Origin of the sequence: Hymenobacter elongatus (assembly GCF_004745955.1) — a bacterium.
GTDB lineage: Bacteria > Bacteroidota > Bacteroidia > Cytophagales > Hymenobacteraceae > Hymenobacter > Hymenobacter elongatus.
In genome coordinates, this window is record NZ_SRLD01000043.1 from 1 (window position 1) to 25,626 (window position 25,626).

Below are 25,626 nucleotides of genomic sequence, written 5' to 3' on the forward strand. Positions count from 1 at the left end.
TGCGCACCGACACCTGGAAGATGGAGCTGCCCCACGCGCCCTACCTGTTCATGCTGGCCGTCGGCGACTTCAAAGTCTACAAAGACACCTGGCGGGGCAAGGAAGTGAGCTATTACCTGGAGCCCAAGTATGCGCCTTTCGCCAAGCAGATTTTCGGCAATACCCCCGACATGCTGGAGTTTTTCTCCCAGCGTTTGGGCGTCGAGTTTCCCTGGAATAAATACGCCCAGATTGTGGTGCGCGACTATGTGAGCGGAGCCATGGAAAACACCACGGCCACCTTGCACGGCGAGTTTCTGCAGCTCACCGACCGCCAGCTCGCGGACCGCGACTACCAGGACGAGTCCGTTATTGCCCACGAGCTGTTTCACCAGTGGTTTGGCGACTACGTGACGGCCGAGAGCTGGAGCAACCTGACGGTAAACGAGTCGCTGGCCGACTTCTCGGAAGGGCTGTATGCGGAGCACAAGTACGGGGCCGATGCCGCCGACTCCCACAACCACCGCAACCTACGCAGCTATCTACGGAGCGCGCCCGACGCGCAAAAGCAGCTCGTGCGCTTCCAGTACGACCAACAGGAAGACATGTTCGACCTGGTGAGCTACCAGAAGGGCGGTGCCATTCTGGACATGCTGCGTACGTACCTCGGCGACGACGTGTTTTTCGCAGGCTTGCAGAAGTATCTGAAGGATAATGCTTTCGGCAACGGCGAAGCCCATCAGATGCGCCTGGCGATGGAAGCCGTATCGGGCCAGGACCTGAATTGGTTCTACAACCAATGGTACTTCAGCACGGGCCACCCGGTGGTGAGCATCGAGTATGCCTGGGACGCGGCCAAAAAGGTACAGTCCGTAACGGTGAAGCAGAACCAGCCGGGCCAGACGTTTCAGCTGCCCTTCGCCATCGACTACTACGTGCGGGGCAAGGTGCAGCGCCAACGGGTGCTGATGACCCAAACCAGCCAGACGTTTACGATGCCGCTGACAGCCAAGCCGGACTTGGTGAGCGTAGACGCCGAAAAGACGCTGGTATGGCAGCAAACCGACAATAAGCCACTAGCAGAATTTGCCTACCAGTATGCGCACGCGCCGCTGTATGTGGCCCGGCGTGAGGCACTGCTGGCCGCCGCTGCCAAGCAAACCACCGACCCGGCTGCGCTCAAGCTGCTGTTGACCGGCCTGAATGATACGTTCTTCAACCTGCGCATGGTAGCAGCCGAACGGCTGGACCTGGAGGATAAGGCAGTAGCCAAAACGGCACTGCCAGCACTGCGCAAGCGGGCTGCCACCGAAGCGCACCCACACACGCTGGCGGGCCTGCTAACGGCCCTCGCCAAAGGGCACGACAAGCGCGACGAAAAGCTCTTCACCCAGCAGCTGGCCAAAAGTCAGTCGTATGCGGTGCAGGCGGCCGCGCTGCAAGCCCTGGCCGCCGTGAACCCGCCGCTGGCACTAAGCAAAGCCAAGGCCTTGGAAAATACGGACCAAAGCAGCTTGCTGCAAGCAGTAGTGGGCGTGTACGCCCAAAGCGGGGGCTTACCCCAGTGGGCCTTCGTGCGCGACCATTTCGACGCGGCGCAGGGTCAGGCCAAGTTTGACTACTTCGAAGGAATGGGTACCATGCTCGCCCGCCTCGACGACCCCAAAGCGTTTGCCGAGGATGTCGACCGGCTCAAAGCCGTAGCAACCCAGTACAAGAAATTCGGTGTAGACCAGCCTGTTATCGGGATGCTGCAGCAGGCCATCAAGCAGCAAACTACCGGCACCAACGCCACCGTAAATCAGGAAGTAGCCACCAAAGCGGTAGCCGAAATTGAGGCACTGAAATAACGATTTAGCCGACTACACCTCAGCACAAAACGAGAAAAAGAGCCGTAGCTTCCAGCTGCGGCTCTTTTTGCGTAGTGCAAAACGGGTATCCTGGCATAGCCAGAAGCCCTGACCAATCAGGTCGTACTTCAGCAGGCTCCCGGCTTTGGTGCCAGCCGCTACCGCCATGGCCAGCGCGCCCGCATAGGCGTGGTAGCGTCGTCGGCTGCGTAGAGGCCCGGCACTGTGATACGCGGCATCTCCTCAACCTGGATGTGCCCCACCTCCGTAAGGCCGCACCCCAAACTGGCTGGCAGCGAGGAATGCAGCCCAAACGGCACCCTGGCAGATAGGTCGACCAGCGGCACGGCGGGGGACATCGGCAACTACCACTTGGTGCAGTTGCCCATTGGTGTGCACCATTTCGCAGGTTTTCGATTGTACGATGGAAACGCCCTGCGGCCCCAGCCACGCGGCCTGGTCGGGGCTCCGCATCGATGGGCCATGAGTGAAGAACGGTAGGCAGGGAGTGCAATGGCGAATCAGGTGGGTGAACTCGAAGCCTGTATCCCCGTGTAGCACTCCCCATAGCTGGTCGCGCACCTCGTAGCTACCCGCATGAGGCGGCGGGTGTCGTTGCGGGCTGGAAAAGCAGGTGAACTACTCCTATCCGGCCGCAGTTAGTAGCCTTGGCGCTGAGTGGGGAGTTTTGAGGAACCTACTTTCACTCTCATGCTGAGCCCCGCGAAGCATCGCTACCGCAATATCATTGGCTGCGCTTGCAGCAAGAGATGATTCGAAAAGCCGACGCCATAAGCAGCATGAGAGGAAAAATGAAATTACAGGCTCACTCCAAGCTTCTTTGCCACTTTCCGGCTACCTCACCCTATCATCTGGCGTCCTTCCTTCGTATGACTTGCGCTGTTTCTGCTGCTACGGTTTGTATGCGTATTCTTTCCGCCGGCATTCTGCTGCTGCTGCACATCGGGTATTCCGCAGCCGCGCAGGGCACCACGCCCCTGCCGTCGGCGTTGGTACTGAAGCCGGCTACGCAGCGTTTTACCTCGGCTGAGTTTCATGTGGCCCGCGTGGTAGATGAGCGCGCTACTCGCACAGCAGTGGCTTGGCTGCTGCCTTCGGCCGCCAAGACTGGCGTGGCTCCCACCGTGCGCCCCGTCGATTTTCAGGGTGGCGGACGGGCGGCCATTGAGTCATTTATACGCCAAATGCTACCATGCGCTACCAGCCGCCGGCCGCTCACTATTCGGCTGCAGGAATACCAGGTAATCGAAACAGCCGTTGCGGGCTCCGTGGGCCAGATAGAGGGCCGCGTAGTCGTGAAGATGGCCCTGGACTGGCAGCGGCAGGGCCAGACGATTTTCCTGACCACTTACCAAGGCGCGGCCCGCTACCGCCGGCCGGCCGGCCCGACCAGCGTAGCAGTGGTGGAGCCAGTGCTCCGGCAAGCGCTGGCCGAAGCCTTGCGCTACCTCCACAGTTGGGTAGAAACGCAGGCTCCCGGCAACGTGAAGCTGGCCACCGATCTGCGCCTGCGCTTCACCGATTACCGCGACCAGACCGAGTCGGACACGCTGTTCTACGACCCTGCCCGCCCACTCGTCTGGGCTGATTTCACGGCCCTGCCCCACACGGGGCCCTATGCGGCGGCGGTGTTTCCGAGCTTTGCCTATGCCGGGCAGCCTCGGGTGGAAAAGGGCGTTCTGGTGCTCCAGCTCAGCCTAAAAGTGTTTGTAGTGCGCAGCTCGTCTTGGGTATCGGCGCAGGCGCGCGGAGCCTACGACCTCAACCACGAGCAGCGCCACTTCGACCTGGTGAAACTTGTAGCAGAACGCTTCAAGCGCCGGCTCACCCCAGAGCGCGTTACCCTACAGGACTACAACAGCATTCTGCAGTACGAATACCTGCTAGCCTTTCAGGAAATGAACCGGCTGCAGGAGCAGTACGACGCCCAAACCCACGGCGGCCAGAACGAAGCGGTCCAGGAAAGCTGGAACCAGCGCATCACAGCCGAGCTGCGCCAGTACGGGGTAACCAGCGCGGGCCAAGCCACTCCGGCCGCCCCAGAATCGGGAAACTAACGCCACCGGCTGCGGCCTACTCGCGCACCAGCCGCTTGTTGACGGGCCCCTGGGGTGTGAGCAGCCGGATAACGTACACGCCCGCAGCCAACGCGCTGACGTCGATGGTGACGCTGATACGGCCCTGGTAAGGGAGCACCTGATACTGTTGCACCACCTGGCCCAGATTATTCAGAACCTGAACCGGCACCGGCGCAGCCACTGCAGACGGAACAGCCACGACGAGCGTAGCGGTAGCATGCGTCGGGTTCGGATACAGGTCGGCGGCGGCGCTGGTCACCGATTTGGCGCGGGTGGCCAGAGGCACGAAGTTGAAGAAGTAGTGCCGCTCCGATTTTTCCATTGCCTTCAGCATAGAATTGTAGCGCTTCAGCTCGCTACGCAGGGCGGCAGTGCCGTCGGGCGTGTAGGTAACGGCCGTTTGCTCGCTGCGCTCAATACCCCAGACGCCGTTGTTGCGTTGCTCCCAAGTGTCTTCCAGCACGGTGCCATAGTCGTCGAAGGTGACGGTGAAGTGGTTGAAGTCCTGCCACTGTCCGTTGATAAAATACTGGTCCCAGGACTGGTAGGAGCCATTGGGTTGCCACACGGCGCGGGTCAGCGAGTTGGTTTCCCAAGCCGTACCGCTCCACTCCTGCTCGGCGTAGCTGGTCGGCAGCTCGGTGGCCCAGTCGAACCAGACCAGATCAGCTATCCGGGTATCATTCACCCAGCCCCCATTGCTATACCGCTGACCGATGATAGAGCTCCACTGGTTGGTGGCATTCAAGGCATATAGGTTCCGGCGCGCCAAGCGGTAAGCGCCCTGCGCCCATTCTTCCAGAACTTCTTCAATCAGCACGCCCGCGGAGGAGTACGAATTGGTGGCGCGGTAGCCGCCATCGGTGCGCCAGGCATCGTTCACCCACGTCTGCGACACCACTACTGTGGCCCGGTCGCGGGCGTCATAAGTCCATAGAACCCGCACCAGATTGATCCAGGGGGCTGTTACAGTGTCCCGAATTTGGACTAGCTGCCCGGTCAGATTTCCCCGGCTATCAAACGTGAGCTGGTCACGGTCGGTACCTAAGGGGCCTTGCGTAGAGTCGCCGCTCAGGGTTTGGGTGGTGCGCCCGGCGTCGTCGTAGGTGTAGGAAAACAGCAATGGATACTCCCAGGTACTGGTCATGGGGTTCCAATAGTAGCGCATCTCCCGGGCGGGGCGCACGCTCGCGCCTTGCTGCCGATATCCCTTGGTGTCCCTGAATGCACGAGCACCAACTTTCAAAGGCAGAGGCAATCCGAGCTTGGAACTTAAGCGTTGGCGACCTGCCCCTTGGGCCCGTGCCGCAGGTGTGCCCACCACCACAGTCAGCATCCAACACAGGAACAGGAACCGATAATAGCGAGTATTCATCCTTAACGAGAGTGAGCAACGGATAAGAAAAAACCCATCGAATATACGCCCCAAAGGAGCGACGTTACAACTCAGACCCGGCAATTAACTCAATGAGGCTGCCGAGCAACATCGGCTGACGTGCCCTAGGGACACAAAAAATGACCGCAGCCAAAGGCTGCGGCCATTTCGACCACACATAGACTAGTACCAGGCAGCGGGGCCGCCAGATGACTCTAACTGACTTTGCTCAGCACTGATTCTTCCTTATCCGCTTTGTGCTGCTCGGCATCATCGGGAGGAGTGGTCACTTTGCCCTCCTGAATCTTCTCAGCCACTTTCGCCGCGTGCTCTACGGCCTCTACGCCATAGATATGCTTGAAATCATTGAGCGTGTCGGTTTCAACTTTCAGATCGTGCAGCAGCCCGTCGTGGATGTCATAGACCAAGCCATGCAGGTGGAGCGGATTGGATCGTTGCAGCGCGTTCTGGATGATGTTGGTTTTGGCTAGGTTCCGCACTTGCTCAATGACGTTGAGCTCGACCAGGCGCCGTAGCTGCTGCTCCTCGTCGGTGATGCTCATAAACTCCTTTTCGTGGAGGCGCACTACATCTTTGATGTGCGTGAGCCAGTTGTCAATCAGGCCGTATTGCTTGCTGCCTGCCGCTGCCGCCACGCCGCCGCAGCCATAGTGGCCCACTACCATGATGTCCTTCACTTCCAGCACCTCCACGGCGTATTGCAGCACCGAGAGCAAGTTCATGTCGGAATTTACTACGAGGTTGGCAATGTTGCGGTGAACGAACATTTCGCCGGGGCCAGTGCCGGTAATGGCGCTGGCGGGCACCCGCGAATCGGAGCAGCCAATGAACAGATAGCGAGGCTTTTGCCCTTTGGCCATCTTATGAAAATACTCCGGATCGGCGGCTTTCTTTTCGCCAACCCACTTGCGGTTATTCTCCAGGATTTCGTTCATCGGAGAAGATGAAGCGGTGGAATCGGAAGCGCTCATATGGTAGGTGGTGGTTAAATGTGATGGGATACGTATACCGGGAGCCTACGCCTAGTGGCCCAGCACTTCTACCCGCGGAATGCCCCGCAGCTCCAGCTCAATATTGCGCTCAGCAGCCGTGACACGGAAGCTCTCAATGGCTTCGAGCACATCGTAGTCGATAACCTCCGAGTCGGTGCCATCGAGGATAATACGGGAACCGGCCGGCAACCGCTCGAAAGTGGTGACGATGCTGGCCTTGTTGAGGAACGAAACATGCTCGCTGAGCTTGAGATGCACCACGCCCGGCTCATGGGTGGGCGCGGTGTGGAGGTAGTACGCCGATTCGAGGTTGGCCTTCAGAATATAGAAGATGCCGACGGCTAAGCCCACGGCAACGCCTTTGAGCAGATCGGTAAAGAGAATGGCTACCACTGTAATGATAAACGGCAGAAACTGCCCCCAGCCCAGCCGCCATTGTGAGTGGTACAGGGCCGGCTTGGTCAGCTTAAAACCGACCATTAGTAGTACTGCGGCCAGCGCCGAAAGTGGAATCAGATTCAGCACGGAGGCCAGGAACAGCAAGCTGCCCAGCAACAACAAGCCGTGAATAAAGGCTGACATCTTAGTTTGGCCGCCCGCGTTGATGTTGGCCGAGCTGCGCACGATAACCGCCGTCAGGGGCAGGCCGCCGAGCAGACCGCTAATCAGGTTGCCGACGCCTTGGGCTTTCAGCTCCCGGTTTTGGGCCGTGTGGCGCTTGTGCGGATCGAGCTTATCGACGGCTTCCACGCTGAGCAGCGTTTCGATGGAAGCCACGATAGCAATAGTGAAGGCTACTACATAGGTGTTGCCACGCATCAGGGCCGACCAGTCGGGAAACGTCAGCTCCTTGGTCAGGTCAGCGAAGGAGGAAATGCTGGGCAGCTTCACCAGATGCTCAGGCCGCACCTGCAAGTTAGGCGCTACCTGGCTTAGCAGCAGATTCAGTAGAATCGATAATACGACTACAATCAGCGCGCCGGGCACGAGACGCAGGGCAGTGATGCTGCGCACGGGCTTGCTTTCCCAAATCATGAGCACAACCAGGGAAACCAAGCCAATAAGGGCCGACCCCCAACTGATGGCATTGCTGGAGGCCACGATGGCACTAAACGTGTTCAGGCCATCGAACTGCAGGAAATCCATATCCTCGAAGTAGTCGGTATCGGCTCCGAAGAAGTGAGGAATCTGCTTGAGAATCAGAATCAAGCCGATGGCGGCCAGCATGCCCCGAATAACGGACGAAGGAAAATACATGCCTATGATACCCGCTTTCAGGAAGCCCAAAATCAGCTGAATAGTGCCCGCCACAACGGTAGCGGCCAGCACGGCCTCGAAGGAGCCCAGCGTGCTGATGGCCGACAGCATAATAGCCGTGAGGCCGGCGGCCGGGCCGCTTACGCTTAGCTGGGAGCTGCTGAGCCACGAGACAACCACGCCGCCCACAATACCGGTGATAACTCCCGACAGCAGAGGCGCGCCCGATGCCAGCGAAATACCCAGGCACAAAGGCAGCGCCACCAGAAACACGACCAGCCCCGCTGGCGCATCTTTGGAGAGAGAGTGCAGATAGTTAGCCGGAACCGGCGTGAGAGCCGGTGAGCCGGAAGTAGCAGAATCAGCCACGGGGGCCGGAGTAGTCTGGAGCATAAGGGAGTGGCATGCGGTAGTGAAAGCGCTGCCCGGATAAGACACAGGTTCGCCACGATGTGACGCGAAACTACGTTTCAGTAGTTAAGACGGCGTTAAAAAAGCATTAAAAGCAGATTAAAACGCGGCTATCCTTTTTCTACTCACGCAGCAAAGGCAGGGCTAAGGTTACCTTGGTGCCACTGCCCAACTCACTTTCCACCCGGATGTTGCCGCCGTGCAGGGCCATAATCTTGGCCGTGAGCGGCAGCCCGATACCATGGCCCGGCACGTTGCGCACGGCATCGGCCCGGAAGAATGGTACGAATACCTGCAGGCGGTCAGCTTCGCTCATGCCCACTCCCTCATCGCGCACGTGCAGCTGCACCTGCTTCCCCACGCAAGCCAAGGTGGCCATGATAGGCTGCTGGCTACCCTGGGAGAACTTACAGGCATTCTCCAGCACATTCAGTATTGCCGACAACAGCAGCGGCTCGTTGCCGCGCACCCCGAAGGCCTCCCCGTGAGCGGCTGGTTCTCCAAATTCCAGATCGATGCGGCAGGTGGGCTGCCGCCGCAGCACTTCCTCGTGGGCCTGCAGTAGCAGCTCATCGAGCCGCACCAGCCCCAGGGGCACCTGCGACGGGTCGTCGGAGGCACGGGCAATCTGGAGCAGGCCGTTGGTGAGGGCCGTGAGCATCCGGGCCGCGTCGAGCGTGCTTTGCAGCACCCGGCGATATTCGGTGAGGCTGCGCTCCTGCAGCAACGCTACTTCCAGCTCGCCGATAAGAGCCGTGAGTGGAGTGCGCAGCTCGTGGGAAGCATCGCGCACAAACGTGCGCTGCCCGGCAAAGGCGGTTTCAAGCCGGTCGAGCAGGCTGTTGAAGCGCTGGGCCAGGTGCGACACCTCGTCCTGCCCATCGGACTGCGACAGGCGGCGGTGCAAGTCGGAGGCCGTGATGCTGTCGACTTCCTGCACGATGCGCTGCATGGGCCGCAGTGCCTGCCGGGCAAAAAACCACCCACCAATGCCCACGATGCCAAAGATGATAAGCAGTCCCCCAGCCAGAATCTTGCGTAGCGTCCGTTGCTCCACCTGGCTGTCGGCATCCACCGACGAGGCTACCACCACGAAGTCGCCCCGACGGGCATCGCGGTAGAGCAACCCGACAGTCTGGCCATGGTTGGGCCGCAGCTCAACTGTTCTACCGGCTTCGCGCACCGCCGCCAGAAGGCTGCCGGGCACAGGCTGGCGGGTTTGCTGGCCTTCCCGAAATACGACGCGGTTGCTGGCATCATACACCCGTACCTCTTCGGCGGGCAGCGTCCGGTAGAACTGGCGCAGGTAGCGGCGGTACGAGGCGCGGCTGGCATCGTCGCCCCGGTTGGTGCCGTCCAGGTATACGTGCGCAACGATTCGGGCCCGGGCAAACAAATTGTCGGTGAAGTAGTTGCGGCGCGACTGGTAGGTAAAGAAGTAGATTGCCAGTGAAAATAACAGCAAAGTGACAGCCAGAATAGCTGCGAACTGCAAAGCCAGGCGCGTGCGTATGGTCACGGATATGAAGAGTAAAGAAGATGAATTGTCAGGCCGGCATACCTACACAACCTTTTCAGCCCGAAAAGGAACGGAGCGCTCGTCGGTTTTCTCTGGCAGTAGAAGTAACAGAAGCAGGCCAAAAGTAGAAAGAAGCAGTGGGTAGCCTACCGCGGCGGTGGCGGCACCCAAGCGTGGGCAGCGGGTGTCGGGCCAACCTGTCTCTACTGACGCCTGATAACGCCCGGCCCGGCTTACCTTTGCCGTGGCTGTCCCCTGTCCCGCTGCCTTCTCGATGAACGACCCGGCTATTCGCGCCTTCCTGTATCCGTTGCTCACAGAGGGCATCTACGTCGATGAGCTGCCCACGGGCACTACCCGCGCCGACGTTGTGCACATCACCCCCGATTTTATGCACGGCTACGAGATTAAAGGCGACGCCGATACCTTGCAGCGGGTCAAAAACCAGCTGCGCTGCTACGCGGAAGTGTACGATTTCGTCACGTTCGTTGTCACGGAGAAGCACCTAGCCAAGCTGCTGCCGTTGCTGCCGCAGTGGGTGGGCGTGCTCGTGGCTTCCGACAGCGGCTTGCGCCCCCACCGGCCAGCGGCCTACAATGCCACCGTGGAGCGGGCCCCGCTGGCAAGCCTGCTGCTGCTGGACGAGGTGAAGCAGTACCTGCTGGCTTTGGGCTGGCGCGGCGTCAGCCAGCTGCGGCGCGCCGAGGTGCTGCAGCTGCTACGCAGCACCCACACTATTTCCCTGTCAGGGTTGGCGCAATACGCACGGGAGCGGCTGATTTCGCGCATGCCCCAGCGCCTGCTCGACCGGGCCGAGCGCAAGCTGGAGCGGCAGCGGCTGGCCCCGCTGCGCCGCAAGCGCCGCCTGAAGCAAGCCGCGACCCGCAAAAAGCGGCGCGGCACCGCTGTCAAAAAATAAGCGTCAGCTGCTGGCCCGCCGTCGCCTCTGCAGTGTGCAGGTTGGATATCGATACGCCCAGCAGCCGCACGCCTTTGGCCAGGGGCAGCAGCGTGGTCAGCAGCTCGCGGCATATCTGCTCCAGCAGCGCTTTGCTACTGAGCGGCACCAGCGTGGTGCGGCTGCGCGTAATTTGCTGGAAGTCGGCGTATTTCACTTTCACCGTTACGGTGCGGCCCGCTAGGCCGCCGCGCTGGCAGTAGGCCCACACTTGCTCCAGCTCGGGCTGCAGGCCAGCCACTAGCTCGTCGTAGGTCCATAGATCCTGCTCGAAGGTATTCTCGGAGCCCACGGATTTGCGCAGCCGGTCGGCCTTCACGGGTCGGTGGTCTTCGGCGCGGGCAATGGCGTGGTAATAGGAGCCGGCTTTGCCGAAATGCTGCCGCAGCCAGGCTTCGGGCTGCTGGCGCAAATCGAGGCCGGTGAAGATGCCCAGCTCGTTCATCTTGGCAGCCGTGACGCGGCCCACACCGTGAAACTGGCCGACTGTCAGGGTTTCGACGAAGGCTAGGCCTTGCCCCGGCCGAATCAGGAACTGGCCGTTGGGCTTGCGGTAGTCGGAGGCCAGCTTGGCCAAGAACTTATTGTACGATACGCCCGCCGAGGCCGTCAGCCCGGTTTCGACATGAATACGGGCCCTAATTTCCTCGGCAATCCGGGTGGCCGAGGGCATATTCTTCAGATTGTGGGTTACGTCGAGGTAGGCCTCGTCCAGCGACAGGGGCTCGATGAGGGGCGTGTACTCGGCGAAAATGGCGTGAATCTGATTCGAAACAGCTTTATAGACCTCAAAACGCGGCTTCACGAAAGTCAGCGCCGGGCACTTGCGGATGGCGACCATAGAGGCCATAGCCGAACGCACGCCGTACTGGCGCGCCTCGTAGCTGGCGGCCGCCACCACGCCGCGCTGCCGGGAGCCGCCCACCGCCACGGGCCGGCCGCGCAGCTCGGGGTTGTCGCGCTGCTCCACCGAGGCATAGAAGGCATCCATGTCGAGGTGAATGATTTTTCGGTTCTCTTCCGGCGGCACTGGTGCGGTTACGTGAGGCTGCAAAGGTAGGCGGTGGCCCCAAGACCCGGACACAGCGGCCAGCACTTTCAGCCGGATTCACCGGCCACTGGGTCGCACGAGCGACCCTGACGCTGCATGAATTGGCCAACAGGGTCTCGGCAAGTAGCCGGAAGCGCCATTATCCGGGTGATATAAGCCCATTCCTCACTAGCAAGCAGGCAGCGGAGCCTGGAGCAGGATTCTGCGGTAGCTCTCGCCCATACGCCGGCTGCCGGACTGTTGCGGCTCTCCTTGCCAGCCACGCTGGTTCGTGGCCTGTATGTAGTTCGCACCACTGCGTATACGCAACGGCTGCTGGTGGAGTAAGCAACTTCGGCACTACCGGCCACCACCGGCCCGCAGTCGGGCCAGATGCCCTCCCGCGGGAGCCTGTGGCTATACTGCTACTCCTCGCGCATCACGTAGCCCATACCCACCAGCGTATGAATCAGCTTGGGCGTGAAGTCCTTGTCAACTTTTTTCCGCAGAAAGTTGATGTATACGTCGATAACGTTGGAGCCGGTATCGAAGCTCGTTTCCCAGACTTGCTCCAGGATATCAACCCGCGACACGACACGGCCCTGGTTCCGCAGCAGGTATTCGAGGAGGGCAAACTCGCGGGCCGTGAGCTGCACGGGCTGACCGGCACGATGCACCAGCTTGCGGCTGGGGTCGAGGGTAAGGTCGGCCAAGCGCAATAGAATTTCACTGGCCGGGCTGTCGTGGCGACGGCGCACCAGCGCCCGGATGCGGGCCAGCAACTCCTGAAAGGCGAAAGGCTTGACCAGGTAGTCGTCGGCCCCGGCATCGAGCCCCCGGATTTTGTCATCGGTTTCGCCCAGGGCCGTGAGCATCAGAATGGGAACGGAGGAATTCTGGGCCCGCACCTGCCGGCACACCTCCAGGCCGCCCAGGCCGGGCAGCAGGTTATCCAGAATCAACAGGTCGTAGGTGCTGCTCAGGGCCAGCCGCAGCCCCGTGAGGCCATCAGTCGCAATATCAACGCTATGCGTTTGTTCGGTAAGGCCCTTATGGAGGAACGAAACCACCTTGGGCTCGTCTTCGACCAGCAGAATTTTCATGAAAACGGGTTTCGGCTACTACAGGCAACTAAGGTAGGATGTTCAGGATGGCCCTTTTCTTTAGGCATGGCCTACTCTTGAACACTTCGCATACTAGTACAATTATTTATAAGAATCATTTAAATTTAACTTGACTTTATCAAACATATACAATACGTTTATGGAAATATTCTATTAAAGAAAACTTCTGCGCTTTCCCGTTCTGTTTCCTCTTTCCGCTCCTAATAAGGTCGGTAAATGAAACGGCTTCCTCTGCTCTCTAGCCACCGCTCCAATGTCTACCAGCCGTTCTTCGTTCCTGAGTTGTGTTGTATTCCTGTTTATTCTGTGGGGCCTCACGGGGTGCGTCACCCAGCAAAAGCTGCCGTATCTGCAGAGCACCGAGTACACGACGAAAGCTCCCACCAGCGTTCCGAATGCGCGGCAGGAGTACCGGATTCAACCCAGCGACGTGCTCAGCATCCGGGTGCAGAGCGTGCAGCCCACGCTGAACGATATATTCAATATCACTGATAACCGCTCCATGTTTTCGGGCGACCCCAGCAGCCTGTTTCTGGCAGGCTACTCCGTCGATGCCACGGGCTTTATCAACCTGCCCACGGTGGGGCGGGTGAAGGTGCAGGGCCTGACGGTGGAAGAAGCCCAAACCCTGGCCCAGCAGCAGGTCAGCAAGTTCGTGCGCGATGCCAACGTGCTGGTGAAGCTGCTCAGCTTCAAGATTACGGTGCTGGGCGAGGTCAACAGCCCGGGGCGCTACTTCATTTATAACTCCCAGGCCACGCTGCTCGAAGGCCTGGGCATGGCCGGCGACCTGACCGAGTTCGGCAACCGTCAGAACGTGAAGCTGATCCGGCAGACGCCCACGGGCTCGGAGGTGCTGCTGCTCGACCTGACCGACCCGACCCTGCTTCGCTCTCCTTATTACTACCTGCTGCCCAACGACGCCCTCTACGTGGAGCCGATGGCAGCCCGCACCACCCGCGGCAATGCCAATAACCTGGGCATCGTCTTCGGCGGCATTTCGGCCATGGTGCTGCTGCTGAGCTATCTGAACATCTTCTAATCACCGCCTGGCGGCCTCTCCTAAAACCACACCTGGCATGGAACAACGCGCTACTTCCTCCTCCGACGAACTTGACCTGCACGAGCTGTTTTTTAAGCTACGCAACCGCTGGCCCTTATTTGCAGCGTCGCTCCTGTTGGCGGGCCTGCTGGCGTTTTTGTACCTGCAGGTGAAAGCCCCGGTGTACGACTTCCGCTCGTCGATGCTGCTCGGCAATCAGGGGTCGGGCTCGAAGCGGGCTCAGGAGCTGCTCCAGATTCTGGAAGTACAGGAGAAAGGCGTAAAAATGGAGGACGAAGTCGGGCTCCTGAGCTCAACCGACGTGGTGCAGCGCGCCCTGGTGCGGCTGCCCTTCACCGTCTCCTATTATGCGGTGCCGAACTCGTGGCTCAACTCCCTGAAACAGCTACAGGTGCGCGAGCGGCCCGTGGGCGCGGTGCCCTTCCGCGTGGTTCCTGACCCAAAAGTGCCGCAATTGACGGGGGTGGAGGTGGCCGTAGAGCCGCAGCCCAACGGCCGATTTCGGGTGCGGGCGCAGGCCAAGCGCGGCCAGCTGTTTCAGCTCCACACCGGCGAGATGGTGCGGGAAGTGCTCGACGTGAACCTCGACCAGACGGTAGCGGCCGGTGATACGCTGCGCACGCCCCTGCTCACGGCCGTCATTCAGGCCGAGCCGGGCTACCCGGCCGGCTCGGCCGATGAGCGCTATTTTTTCACCCTCAACAACCTGGGTGACCTGACGGGGGCCTACCAGGGCGGCCTGGCCGTGCGGCCCATCGAGCACGATTCCCGCATTGTGGAGCTGACCCTCAAGGACGTGGTACCGATGAAGGCCACCCAGTTTCTAGACACCCTGATGGCGGTGTATATCGAGGATGATCTGCGGGAAAAGAACATTACGGGCTACAAAACGGTGGAGTTTCTGGACAAGGAAATCGCCAAGCTCTCCGACTCGCTGCGGCACTCGGCGGCAGCGCTCAGCTCCTTCCGCTCGGCCCGGGGCGTGGTCGATGTGGGGGTTCAATCCAATGAAAGCATCCGCCAGCTCGGCGACCTGGGCATGCTGCGGGCCCGCGCGGCCACCAGTCGCAAGTACTACCAGAATATGCTCTCCTACTTGCGCGCCAACCAGGGGGTGACCCAGGTGGTGTCGCCGAGCAGCGTGGGCATTGACGACCCGGTGGTCAACAACCTCATTATGCGGCTCACGGACCTGAACGGCCAGCGGGCCGCGCTGGGCGTGAATGCCAGCAGCAACAATCCGCTGGTAACGGTGCTCGACGAGCAGATCCGGACCTCCAAGCAGGCCCTGATGCAGACGCTGACCAACATGACCCGCGCCACCGACATTTCGCTACGCGACCTGGACCAGCAGCTGGGCCGGGTGCAGGGCACCATCAATGCCATGCCCGAAAACGAGCGGCGGCTGGCCTCCCTGAAAAACAAGAGCGACTTCAACGACAAGAACTACAACTTTCTGGTGGAGAAGCGCGCCGAAGCCGCCATTGCCCTGGCCACCAATGCCACCGATAAGAAGGTGATTGACAAAGCCAAAATGAGCGGTGGCGGGGCCTCCGCTCCCAAGCCCGGCCTGGTAGTGCTGATAGCGCTGCTGGCCGGGCTGGCCACCCCAATGGCCCTGACGCTGCTGCTGGCCAAAGCCAACCGCCGCATTCAGAGCAAGGAAGACCTGGCGCGTATTACGGGAATACCGCTGCTGGGCGTGGTCGCCCACGGCTCGCACGGCGACAAAGAACGGATGCTGCGCGAACCCAAAGGGCCTATTGCGGAGTCGTTCCGGTCGATTCGGGTGAACCTGCAGTACCTATCGGCGGGGCTCGACAAGAAGGTTATCGGGGTTACGTCGTCGGTGCCGGGCGAGGGCAAAACGTTTTGCGCCGTGAATCTGGCGGCCGAGCTGGCCCAGAGCGGGCGGCGGGTGCTGCTGCTGGAGTGCGACCTGCGCCGCCCCACGGTAGCCAGCTACTTCGGGCTCGACTCGCACGATGAGCACGGGCTAAGCGCTTACCTGATAGGGCACAGCACGCTCGCCGAATGCGTGTATGCCAGCGGGGTGCCCAACCTGGATGTGGTCTGCTGCGGCCCCATTCCTCCGAACCCAACCGAGCTGCTGGAAACGCCCCGCATGGAAAACCTACTTACTCTGCTCCGGGCCGAGTACGACTATGTACTGGTCGATACGCCGCCGGTGGGCTACGTGGCCGAGTTCTTCGTGCTGCTGCGGCATCTGGAGGCCAACATCTACGTGGTGCGCCAGAACTACACCGACAAGGGCCTCGTGAGCCAGATCGATGAGCTGCACCAAGAGCAGAAGATAAAGCAGATCTATATGATTATCAATGACATGCACTTCACCAAAACGTACGAGTACCGCTACAAGAAAAAAGCCTATGCCTACGGTCGCTAGCTGCTGCTCAGCCGTCTTTCCCTCTCGCCCTTCGCCTCTCTAGTATGGCTTCCGTAAAAAATCTGACGACGACCACGCTGCACAGCATGACCTGGACGACGGCCGCCACCATCATTACCTCGGTGCTCCAGATCGGCTACACGGCCGTGATGGCCCGGATGCTGCCGCCGGCTGCTTTCGGGCTGGTAGCCCTGGCAGGCGTAGTGCTGCGCTTTGGTGGTTATTTCGCCCAAATGGGGATGGCGCAGGCCATTATTCAGAAACCGGAGCTGACGGAGGAAGATATTCGGGCGGCCTTCACGTCGTCGGCGCTGCTCGGCGGCTTTTTCACAGCCGCTATGGTGCTGGGCGCACCCCTGACCCGCTTCGTATTCGACCAGCCCGAAGTGGTACCGCTGGTTCGCACGTTGGCGCTGGGCTCATTCGTGGCCGGGCTTATTTCTACGGCCATGAGTCTGTTGCGCCGCAACATGCAGTTCCGGACGCTGGCTATTATGGATGTGGTGGCCTACGTGCTGGGCTACGGCGGCGTTGGCGTCGTGCTGGCGTGGCAGGGATTCGGCGTCTGGAGCCTGATATGGGCCACCCTGAGCCAAGGTATGATTCTGGGGGTGCTGGCCTATGCCGTTACCCGGCACAGTGTGCGTCTGTACTTCAGCTGGGCACACTACCGGCCCCTGCTCTCCTACGGGGCGCGCATTTCCTTCACTAGCTTTCTGGAATTCATTACCGGCTCGCTCGATACAATGGTTATCGGCCGCGTGCTGGGCACGGCGCTGCTGGGCATCTACAACCGGGCCTACATGCTCATCAGCCTACCGCTCTATCTGATAACGAACAGCGTCGCCAAAGTTATTTTCCCGGCTTTCAGCCAGCTGCAGGCCAATCTTGGCAAGCTGCGGGCGGTGTACCTGGCCAGCATCACGCTGGTGGCAGCTGTGGTGCTGCCGCTGGGAGCCGGCATGGCCGTGGCCGCGCCAGAGCTGGTACGGTCCCTGCTCGGCCCCGACTGGGATGCTTCGGTGCCCGTGCTGCGCGTGATGAGCGTGCCCGTAGCCTTGAGCATGATTACGATGTTTGCCGGGGTAATGTGCGACGCCCGCGCGCAGCTCAACCAGAAGATTGTGGTCAACATCGTGACGCTGGTAGCGCTGGTAGCTTGTTTCTGGCTGCTGCGGGGCTATGGCCTGCTGGGGTTTGCGTGGTCACTGCTGCTGAATGAGCTGCTGCGCATGGTGCTGTTCACTTACCTGATGAACCGGGACCTGGCCATCAGCTACAGCCGCCAGCTCGTCACTTACTTGCCCGGCCTCTGGCACGCGGCAGCGGTGGGTGGGGCGCTGGCCCTGGTTCGGTGGGCAATAGCGCCCCTGCAGCTGCCCGTATTTGTGGCCCTGGGGCTACTAGCTTTCACCGGGGCCATTGTGCTGGCCATCGTGATGCTGGCGCTGCCGCTGCCGCTGCTACGCCACGAGATGCACCGCGTCCTGAGTCGCCTGCACCCCACGGGAGCCGTGGGGCGGCAGCTGAACCGCTACATGCGCTTTCTGGAGCCGAGCGCGGAGTCGGTACCAGCCGAGTTTCACAACGCCTCCACCTCGATGCAACCCTAAGCAGGGGGCTATTTCCGTTCTATCCTTCTCCTCCGGCCTCGCTTTCTGCTGCCCGTCTGCTGCCCGTAGCTTTCCATTCCGATGAAGATAAATCTACGTTTTCTGTATGTGCTACCCCTGCTGGCCGTGTTTCTGACCGACCGGGCATTGGGCGAATTTGTGTTCGGCACGGAAGAAGTGCGGCCGCTGGAGCTACTGTTCGTGTACGGGCTGGCTGGCTGCTCTATTCTACTGGTGTTGAGCTACTACCGACGGCTGGAGCGGATGATGCAGCTCTGGTTCTGGCTGGTTATTGGCTGCGTGGTGGGCCTATGCCTGGAGTCGTATAGCGGCTGGGGCGTGTGGGCCAAGTATCCGCACGTATTCAGCAAGTTTAGCGTGATGCTGCCGCTGTTTGGCCTGTATGCCTACTACCGGCGCTACCCGGCTCCATCGTACCGGATACTGGTGGCCGTGATATTCCCAGGCCTGCTGCTGAGCCTGGTGGTGTTTCATCGGGACGCGCTTTCGCTCGGCTCCTTTCTGGAAACGGAGCGGGGCTTTAGCGTCACGTCGGCCTATCTGCTGCTGCTCATCGCCCTGTTTTGCCTGAACTGGTATCTGACCCAAGGCCACTTGCTGAGCGGGCTGAGCTTTCTGGTGGCAATGGCCCTGATTGTGTTTCTGCAGCACCGCACCGTGTGGGTGTGCTCGGCGCTGGCACTGGCCCTGAATCTGGCGCTGCTGGCCCTGCGCGTGCCGGAAGCGCACCAAATGGGCCGCCGCCTGACGCTACTAGGTACCATGTCGTTGGTGCTGGGCATGTCGAGCGGCCTGGCGGTGGTGCTCGACAACCCCGAGGTAGTGCGCAAGTTCATCGCCAACTTCGAAGACCTGCAACACCCTACCACCCAAGGCACGGGCACCTTCCGCATGCAGCAGCACGAGGCCTATGTGCCGCTGCTGGAGGAGCGCCCCCTGGCGGGCTGGCGGCTCGAAGGCTTCCAGGTGCCCATTCAGATGTATGATGAAGCCGGCGACCAGGTCTGGCCCGATTTCACGGGACACCATTTTCACAGCTTCTATCTGGACCGGCTCTTCTACTTCGGTATTGTGGGAGTGCTACTGGTGGCCTTCATACCGCTGTTTGCGCTGGGCCGCATCCTGCTGCGGCTCACACCCCTGTCGCCCGACCTGGTAGCGCTCCTCTCTTTTACCAGCACTTTTTTCGTGTTCGGCTTCTCCTACGACTGGCCCAGCTACTTGTACGGCGTCCTGGGCCTCATGCTGGCCGCCGTTTCCTACCAGCTGCACTCCGCCCCCACCGCGCCGTTGCCGGGGCGCCTGCACCGCCGCCCTACCGCCGCCTCACCTATTCCCGCCTGAGGCCTTCCAACCCTTCCCCGCTTCTTACTTCTCAAGCCCCTTCACTATGAAAGTCCTCTGGCTTGCCGCGTTTCCTGCCCCTCACGAAGCTCATCCGGCCCCCGTGCCCTGGATCTTCACCTTGGCCGAGCTGGTGTCCCGACACCCCGAGGTGGAGCTGACCATTCTCAACTTCGCGGAAGATATTACTGTACCCGTCGATGAGTTCGACAACAACGGCATCCACTTCATTTATCTGCGTGTGCCCCGGCGCCGGCACGATATCCTGTCGCTCTATCAGTGGCGCATCGCCATTATGGCCAAATACCTGCGCCAGCACTACCACCACTACGACCTGATTCATCTGCACGGCTCGGAGCTGCAATACCAGGTAGCATCCGCCGGCCTCGATATCCCGCAGCTGCTTTCGGTGCAGGGCCTGGTGTCAGAATACGCCAAGGTGGTGCCCAATCCGGTATCGAAGCTGAAGTTCCTGTGGATGCTGGCCGGCTACTACGAGTGCAAGTACATGCCGGGCATTGCCCATTTCTCGTGTCGCACGCATTGGGACAAAGCGCATATCGCCCGGCTAAACCCGCAGGCCACCATTCACCACAACTGGGAGTCGCTGCGCTCCGAATTCTTCGCGGCCCCCACTCCCACAGCCCCAAGCGGCCGGCCGCAGGTACTGTTTCTGGGCGGCCAGCAGGAAATGAAAGGCTTTCGGGAAACCCTGGTGGCCTTCGACCTGGCCCGGCAGCGCCAGCCCGAGCTGAAGCTGGTTTTCGGCGGGCGCGTTAACGAGGCCGAGGTGGAACAGGCCGTGCAGCAGGCCGGGCTGCGCCACATTCGCCCCCAGGATGTGGAGTGTCACGGCTTTCTGACGGCCGACGGTCTGGCCCAGCTGTGCCACGAGTCGCTGTGCCTGCTCCATCCTTCCTACATCGACAACAGTCCCAACACGATTTGTGAGGCCCAGGTGGCGGGCCTCCCCGTTGTGGCCTCCAACGTGGGCGGCGTCAGCTCCCTCATCGAGTGTGGCCACACCGGCATCCTCACCGACCTGAACCCGCGCAACCTGGCCGACAAAGTGCTGCTGCTCCACGACGACCCGGCACTGCGGCACCGGCTGGCCACGCAGGCACAAGCCGTGGCCCAAGAGCGCCACAACCCCGCCTCGGTGCTGCAAAAAACCCTCGATATCTACCACGCCATTCTCTAGGGCAGCCCGTCTGCCCTGCGGCCTATGCCACACCCCAACGCTTCTGCCCCGGCCACCCCAGCCGTTTTACTCCTGCTCTTCAACCGGGCCGATACGACGCGGGCCGTGTTCGAAACCATCCGGCAGGCACGGCCCGCCCGCCTGTACCTGGCGGCCGACGGCCCGCGCCCCGGCCACCCCACCGACGCGGCCACCTGCGCCGCCGCCCGCGCCGAAGTAGCGCACGTCGATTGGCCTTGCCAGGTGCACACCCTGTTTCAAACCCGCAACCTGAACTGCGGCGTAGGTCCGGCCACGGCCATCAGCTGGTTTTTCAGCCACGAAGAGGAGGGCATTATTCTGGAAGATGACTGCGTGGCCGCGCCCGATTTCTTCCGCTTTTGCGCCGAGCTGCTGGCGCGCTACCGTCATGATGCCCGGGTGCTGCACATTGGCGGCAACAACTTCGGCAGCGAAGCCCGCCAGCCGCTGCTCCCGGGAGCCGACTCCTATTACTTCTCGGGGCAGGTGAACAGCTGGGGCTGGGCCTCGTGGCGGCGCGCCTGGCGCTTGTTCGACTTTGAGCTGACCCACTTTGAAACGCTCCGGACGCAAGGTGTGCTGCGCAAGCACTATGGCGGCTGGCTCGAAGAGCAGTATTGGCTGCGCCAGTTCGCGGCCGTGCGGCGCGCCCCGGCCCCGCCCGATGTGTGGGACTACCAGTGGCATTTCGCCGTGGCGGCCCACGCGGGTCTTACCATCGTGCCGGCCGTGAATCTGGTGGGCAATATTGGCTTTGGCCACTATGGCACCCACACCCACGACGCGGCCGACGACTTCGCGGCCGTGCCCACGGCCGCGCTGCCCCTACCGCTGCAGCACCCCGTGGCCGTGCAGCGCGACTGCCCCCGCGACCAGCGACGCTTCCGTGAGTTCCTGGCCGGGCGCGTGGCCGCCAAAGCACGGCGGCTGCTCCGGCGCTTTCGCACGCCCGGACTTTCGGCTGCGCCGCCGCCCGTCCCACTTCCCGCGCCTGTACCCGCGCCGGTGCGGGCCGCCACCACGGCCGATGCATTCCTATAATTCTTCGAGCTCCTTCTCACCCCTGACTCCTACTTGTATGCTGTATATCGTTATTCCCGTTTTCAACCGGCTGAAATATACCCGCGAGTGCCTGTTGTCGCTGCGCGCCCAAACCCGGACGGATTTTCGGATTGTGGTCGTGGATGATGGCTCGACCGACGGCACCGACCAGATGCTGGCCCGCGAGTTTGGGGAGGTGGCTGTGGTGAAAGGCGACGGCAACCTGTTCTGGACGGCGGGCGTGAATGCTGGCATCCGGCACGCGCTGACGCTGGGGGCCAACCGCATCATGACCATGAACAACGATGTGCTGGTGCTGCACGACTTCGTGGAGCGGATGCTGTTTTGGGCCGAGAAGCACCCGCAAGCGGTGCTGGGCGCGCTGGAGCTGGATGTGGCCACGGGCAAGCCTATTTATGGCGGCGAGCGGCTCGACTGGCGTACCAATACCCGCCACGACCTGCTGGCGGAGCTGCCCGAGGCCGACCGCCACGGCCTGCACCCCGTGACGTATCTGCCCGGCCGGGGCCTGCTGATTCCGCTGGAAGTAATTGAGAAAATCGGCCTGTTCGACGAGAAACGCCTACCCCACTACCTGGCCGACTTCGACTATACCAGCGTGGCCCGTCTGCACGGCTTCGCGGTGTATTGCAACTACGACGCCCGCCTGAGTACCTACCCCGACGAAAGCGGCCAGGAGCAAACCCGCCGCCACCGCAGCCTGCACGGCTATTATCAGCATTTGTTCGGCATCCGGGGTGGTGGCAACCTGCGCAACTTTACCCATTTCACCCTCAAGAATTGTCCGCCGCGCTATATGCCCTATTACCTGCTCAATGGCTACGCGCGTCGCCTGGTGGGGTATTTTCTGCACTAACGCCTTTTTCCTTCCGCCTCTTTCCCTCACCTCCAGCCTACTCCTGCACCATGGTTATTCTTACGAAAGATTTCGACGGCTTCGGCAATCATTTGCTGCTCACGTCCCACTTCATTGCCAATACTGCCGAACACAACTACGAGCTGCTCATTCCCAGCTTTGGGCCCTACGCGCCGTTTTTTGAAGGCACGGCCCGCGACGATTTTGAAGGCCTGCCAGTGCGGCTGCGGGCGGCCCCGGCCGACGTCACCAGCCTACTGTACCAGGCGCTCCAATCCCGCTGGGGGTTTGGCATTCTGAACCGGCTGCCGTGGCTACAGCGCCGGCTGGGCCTGCGCATTCAGGGCGACGAGAATGACCGCAACAAAGACCTGAACGACCCAGCGTATCTGACGGAAGCCCGCAACGGCTGCCTGCTTATTCACGGCTGGCTGTTCCGCGACAAAACTAACTTCGTGCGGCACAGCGACCTGCTCCGGCGTATTTTCCGCCCCATTGCTCCCCATCAGCAGGCCATCGAGCAGGTAGTGGCCCGCAACCGGCAGGCGGCCGACGTGCTGGTGGGCGTGCACATCCGGCGCGGCGACTATGCCGGCTGGTATGGCGGGGCGTATCTGTATAAAAATGCGACCTACGTGCGCGCCATGCGGGAGATGAAAGCCCTGTTTCCGGCCCATGTGCGGGTGCGGTTCCTGCTTTTTTCCAACGAGCCCATCAGCGACACCGAATTTGCGGAATTCGATACCGGCCGCTCTACCAACCATCCCGTGGAAGACCTCTACGCCATGGCCGGCTGCGACTACATCATCGGCCCGCTGAGCACCTACTCCATGTGGGCTTCCTTCTACGGTCGGGTGCCGCTTTTCCACCTGCACCGCCCCGATCAGGCCGTGACGGCCCTCGAAGATTTCACGGTATTCGAAGACCAGAAGACAGAACAGTGGCAGTCGGATCTGGTGGTATAAACAGGTATCGGGCAGCCTGTTTTGCCTGTTCTACTCGGTTTAGCGTCCGCCAGATGAGCATGACAATTCCCAAACACGCTTTAAGCGGCCAACCTCAGCACTCCGCATAGCTTCACCTTACCACCGCTCGGAATATGCCTGCTCAACGGTCTGCCTTCTCCAACCAAAAGTACGTTTCTGCGCGGGCCACGGCACGGCGGCGCGGCGTGTATGGTCGCATCTGGCTGGTTTTGCTCACGGGCCTGAGCCTGCTGGTAGGCCCTTCCCGGGCCGTGCCGGCCACGGGGCCCGCCCCCCTCATTATCCGGCGCGGGGGCACCTACACGGGCTCCTACCGGAGTACCGACTCCCAGGTTCCGTGCATCACCATCGCCACCAAGGAGCCCGTAACGCTGCGCAACTGCGTGCTGAGCGGGGCCGGCAACCTGATTGAGGCGAAACAGGGCTGGGCCCAGCTCACGGTAGTCGACTGCCGGGGCTACAGCTTGCTACCGTCCCAGGACCAGGTGCAGCGCGGCTACTTTTTGGTAGCCGATGCGGCCCAGTCGGTGCGAATCGAAAACAACTACTTCGAGCAGACGGCTGGCATCAGCATTTACCAATGGAATGGCGACGGCTCGGCGGCGCAAACGCTGACCGTGCGCTACAACCAGGCAAAAAACATCGATAGCCGCTACCGCAACGGCGGCGGCACCCTCACCAATTTTCTGGGTCTGAACGGCGTACGGGGCCTGCGCAACCTGGAAATTGCCTGGAACGAGGTAATTAATGAGCCCAACAAAAGTCTGGTAGAGGATAATATTGCCCTCTACAACTCCGGCGGCACAGCCCAGAGTCCGTTCCGGATTCACCACAACTACGTGCAGGGCGCGTACCCTTACCCCGCTACAGCGGCCAAATTTTCCGGCACCGGTATGATTGTAGATGGCGACCAGGCCAGCAACCAGGGCTTCATCGAAGCCTATAACAACCACTTCGTCTCGACCTGCAACTCGGCCATGAACATTGCCAGTGGCCACGACGTGTACTACCACGACAACCGGCTCGTGACCAGCGGCCTGCTCCCCGACGGCAGCCACTTACCCTCCGCCTACACGGGAATAGCCGTTTTCAATGCGTACAATCAGGCCAGCTTCGGCAACTTCAAAGTGGACAACAACACGATTGGCTACGTGCAATGGGGCCGCAACAGCCCCTACCAGGACCGCCAGGACGAGGCCGACTACGGCTTCAAGATCCTGACCAACACCCAGCACCTGCCCAACCCCATCACCCTGCAAACCGAAAAAGACGAGTATATCCGCTGGCTCGGTAAAGTACGCAAGCAGGGCATCCGGCTCGGCCCGGCCGCGCAGCCGCTTCTGTCCTCGTCCAGCGTGGCAGAGGCAGCTCGTTGAGAACAAGTATGGCCTTAAAGCCGATGAACACTGGCGTTTTTTGAGCACGCTTTGCCTGCTCAGCACGCCGTGCCTGATCCAGTGGCCGCGCAGACGGCCTTTTGGCATCGTGCCCACAAGCCCTAGTAAGGGTACACCGACTGGTAATATTTCACCGTTTCCTGAATGCCTTCATTGAAATCGGTGAAGTGGAAACCGGGCAGCACTTGCCGGAAGCGGGTATCGTCCATTACTTTTTTCGGGGCTCCGTCGGGTTTGCTATGGTCCCATACTACCTGGCCCCGATAATCGAACTTGGTCTGGATGATATCGACCAGCTCTTTCACCGTCAGGCCATCATTCTGGGCCAGGTTCAGGGGCTGGCTCAAGCCTTCCCGGTCCGGATTCTGCAATACTTCCCAGATCAGTCGGCCAAAATCGGGGGCGTAGAGCCACTCGCGCACCACTTTGCCCGTGCCCCACACCGACAGTTCGGGCTGCCGGCTGTTTTCGGCCTTCACAAACTTCGAAATCAGGGCGTTCAGGGCATGGGCCTTGTTCGGATCGGTAGAGTCGTGGGGGCCATACATATTGGGCGTCAGCAGATGAATGCTGCGCACGCCATATTGCATCTGGAAGCACTCTGCTGCCGCCCAGAGCAGGCGGCGGCTGGTGCCGTAGCTGAGCACCGAGCGGTGCAGATGCCCATCCCACCACTCATCTTCGCGGAAAATATCGGCCGCCGCTGGGTAAGCACAGTTAGCAATTGGATTGATGACAACTGCCTGCGGGCAGGCGTCGGCCACAGCCTCGTACATGCCCAGTATCATGCGGGCATTGTCGGCTACCACGGTGGCGGCTTTCTCGGTTACGTAGTTGAGGCTACCCACATGGGCGGCGCAGTTGATGATAAACTCGGGCTGCCGCGCCCGCAGAAATGCGGTTGTGGCGACTGTATCGCGCAAGTCGAGCCCGCCGCTCAACGACGACTCGATGGGCACCACGCCGTGCTGGCGCAATACCTGACCCACATTGCGACCGGCAAAGCCCGTGGCACCAAAGAGAACTACTTTCATGGGGTC

20 protein-coding genes are annotated in these 25,626 nt (G+C 61.0%); 12 read left to right on the forward strand and 8 right to left on the reverse strand.

From position 1 onward, the window contains the following. Window positions 1-1,829, forward strand: a 1,829-nt coding sequence (locus tag E5J99_RS17740; protein ID WP_135499160.1) for a M1 family metallopeptidase, incomplete at its 5' end; no start/stop codon positions are given. Window positions 1,830-1,987: 158 nt separating this feature from the next. Here the strand turns inward: E5J99_RS17740 and E5J99_RS17745 are convergent. Then, the gene (locus E5J99_RS17745; protein ID WP_135499161.1) at window positions 1,988-2,188 is read right to left on the reverse strand and encodes a hypothetical protein; all 201 of its coding nucleotides are present in this window, start codon (window positions 2,186-2,188) and stop codon (window positions 1,988-1,990) included. A gap of 564 nt (window positions 2,189-2,752) precedes the next feature. On the opposite strand from E5J99_RS17745, the gene E5J99_RS17750 reads away from it, so the two are divergent. After that, window positions 2,753-3,907 (forward strand): hypothetical protein, encoded by a 1,155-nt coding sequence (locus E5J99_RS17750; RefSeq protein WP_135499162.1) that lies wholly within the window; start codon window positions 2,753-2,755, stop codon window positions 3,905-3,907. A gap of 16 nt (window positions 3,908-3,923) precedes the next feature. On the opposite strand, the gene E5J99_RS17755 is transcribed toward E5J99_RS17750, so the two are convergent. From E5J99_RS17755 to E5J99_RS17770, 4 genes are all read right to left on the reverse strand, one after another. Continuing rightward, window positions 3,924-5,174 (reverse strand): T9SS type A sorting domain-containing protein, encoded by a 1,251-nt coding sequence (locus tag E5J99_RS17755; RefSeq protein WP_167852201.1) that lies wholly within the window; start codon window positions 5,172-5,174, stop codon window positions 3,924-3,926. Between the two features lie 344 nt (window positions 5,175-5,518). Continuing rightward, window positions 5,519-6,295, reverse strand: coding sequence for a carbonic anhydrase (locus tag E5J99_RS17760; protein ID WP_317128838.1), 777 nt, complete (start codon window positions 6,293-6,295; stop codon window positions 5,519-5,521). A 51-nt stretch (window positions 6,296-6,346) separates the two neighbouring features. Beyond that, window positions 6,347-7,966, reverse strand: coding sequence for a SulP family inorganic anion transporter (locus E5J99_RS17765; RefSeq protein ID WP_135499164.1), 1,620 nt, complete (start codon window positions 7,964-7,966; stop codon window positions 6,347-6,349). Window positions 7,967-8,105: 139 nt separating this feature from the next. After that, the gene (locus E5J99_RS17770; RefSeq protein WP_135499165.1) at window positions 8,106-9,449 is read right to left on the reverse strand and encodes a sensor histidine kinase; all 1,344 of its coding nucleotides are present in this window, start codon (window positions 9,447-9,449) and stop codon (window positions 8,106-8,108) included. A gap of 298 nt (window positions 9,450-9,747) precedes the next feature. Here E5J99_RS17770 and E5J99_RS17775 point away from each other — a divergent pair, with 298 nt between their 5' ends. Continuing rightward, the gene (locus E5J99_RS17775; protein WP_135499166.1) at window positions 9,748-10,422 is read left to right on the forward strand and encodes a sce7726 family protein; all 675 of its coding nucleotides are present in this window, start codon (window positions 9,748-9,750) and stop codon (window positions 10,420-10,422) included. Here E5J99_RS17775 and dinB read toward each other — a convergent pair. Both dinB and E5J99_RS17785 read right to left on the reverse strand, forming a co-directional pair. Beyond that, window positions 10,412-11,515, reverse strand: coding sequence for a DNA polymerase IV (gene dinB / locus E5J99_RS17780; protein WP_262713041.1), 1,104 nt, complete (start codon window positions 11,513-11,515; stop codon window positions 10,412-10,414). The two genes, E5J99_RS17775 and dinB, sit on opposite strands and share 11 nt — an antisense overlap. A gap of 401 nt (window positions 11,516-11,916) precedes the next feature. Further along, window positions 11,917-12,594 (reverse strand): response regulator, encoded by a 678-nt coding sequence (locus E5J99_RS17785; protein WP_135499167.1) that lies wholly within the window; start codon window positions 12,592-12,594, stop codon window positions 11,917-11,919. A 274-nt stretch (window positions 12,595-12,868) separates the two neighbouring features. On the opposite strand from E5J99_RS17785, the gene E5J99_RS17790 reads away from it, so the two are divergent. The 9 genes from E5J99_RS17790 (at window position 12,869) to E5J99_RS17830 (ending at window position 24,565) form a co-directional block, all read left to right on the forward strand. Next, window positions 12,869-13,657, forward strand: coding sequence for a polysaccharide biosynthesis/export family protein (locus E5J99_RS17790; RefSeq protein WP_135499168.1), 789 nt, complete (start codon window positions 12,869-12,871; stop codon window positions 13,655-13,657). A 37-nt stretch (window positions 13,658-13,694) separates the two neighbouring features. Further along, window positions 13,695-16,085, forward strand: a complete 2,391-nt coding sequence (locus tag E5J99_RS17795) for a polysaccharide biosynthesis tyrosine autokinase (protein ID WP_135499169.1) — start codon at window positions 13,695-13,697, stop codon at window positions 16,083-16,085. Between the two features lie 44 nt (window positions 16,086-16,129). Beyond that, window positions 16,130-17,698, forward strand: coding sequence for a lipopolysaccharide biosynthesis protein (locus tag E5J99_RS17800; RefSeq protein WP_135499170.1), 1,569 nt, complete (start codon window positions 16,130-16,132; stop codon window positions 17,696-17,698). Window positions 17,699-17,779: 81 nt separating this feature from the next. Next, complete coding sequence (locus E5J99_RS17805) at window positions 17,780-19,063, forward strand: O-antigen ligase family protein (RefSeq protein ID WP_135499171.1); 1,284 nt, start codon at window positions 17,780-17,782, stop codon at window positions 19,061-19,063. Window positions 19,064-19,109: 46 nt separating this feature from the next. After that, window positions 19,110-20,264 (forward strand): glycosyltransferase family 4 protein, encoded by a 1,155-nt coding sequence (locus E5J99_RS17810; RefSeq protein WP_135499172.1) that lies wholly within the window; start codon window positions 19,110-19,112, stop codon window positions 20,262-20,264. A gap of 24 nt (window positions 20,265-20,288) precedes the next feature. Beyond that, window positions 20,289-21,326 carry a nucleotide-diphospho-sugar transferase gene (locus tag E5J99_RS17815; RefSeq protein ID WP_210114478.1) on the forward strand — a complete coding sequence of 346 codons (1,038 nt, stop codon included), beginning with the start codon at window positions 20,289-20,291 and terminating at the stop codon, window positions 21,324-21,326. 37 nt (window positions 21,327-21,363) lie between these two features. Beyond that, on the forward strand, window positions 21,364-22,203 hold the full coding sequence (locus E5J99_RS17820) for a glycosyltransferase family 2 protein (RefSeq protein WP_135499173.1): 840 nt from the start codon (window positions 21,364-21,366) through the stop codon (window positions 22,201-22,203). Window positions 22,204-22,253: 50 nt separating this feature from the next. Beyond that, window positions 22,254-23,168: an alpha-1,2-fucosyltransferase gene (locus E5J99_RS17825; protein ID WP_135499174.1), complete on the forward strand. Its 915-nt coding sequence runs from the start codon at window positions 22,254-22,256 to the stop codon at window positions 23,166-23,168. Between the two features lie 134 nt (window positions 23,169-23,302). Next, the gene (locus tag E5J99_RS17830) at window positions 23,303-24,565 is read left to right on the forward strand and encodes a hypothetical protein (RefSeq protein WP_135499175.1); all 1,263 of its coding nucleotides are present in this window, start codon (window positions 23,303-23,305) and stop codon (window positions 24,563-24,565) included. A 122-nt stretch (window positions 24,566-24,687) separates the two neighbouring features. Here the strand turns inward: E5J99_RS17830 and E5J99_RS17835 are convergent, their stop codons facing one another. Further along, a complete protein-coding gene (locus E5J99_RS17835; protein ID WP_135499176.1) occupies window positions 24,688-25,620 on the reverse strand; it encodes an NAD-dependent epimerase/dehydratase family protein in 933 nt (310 codons plus the stop codon). Window positions 25,621-25,626: the final 6 nt, after the last annotated feature.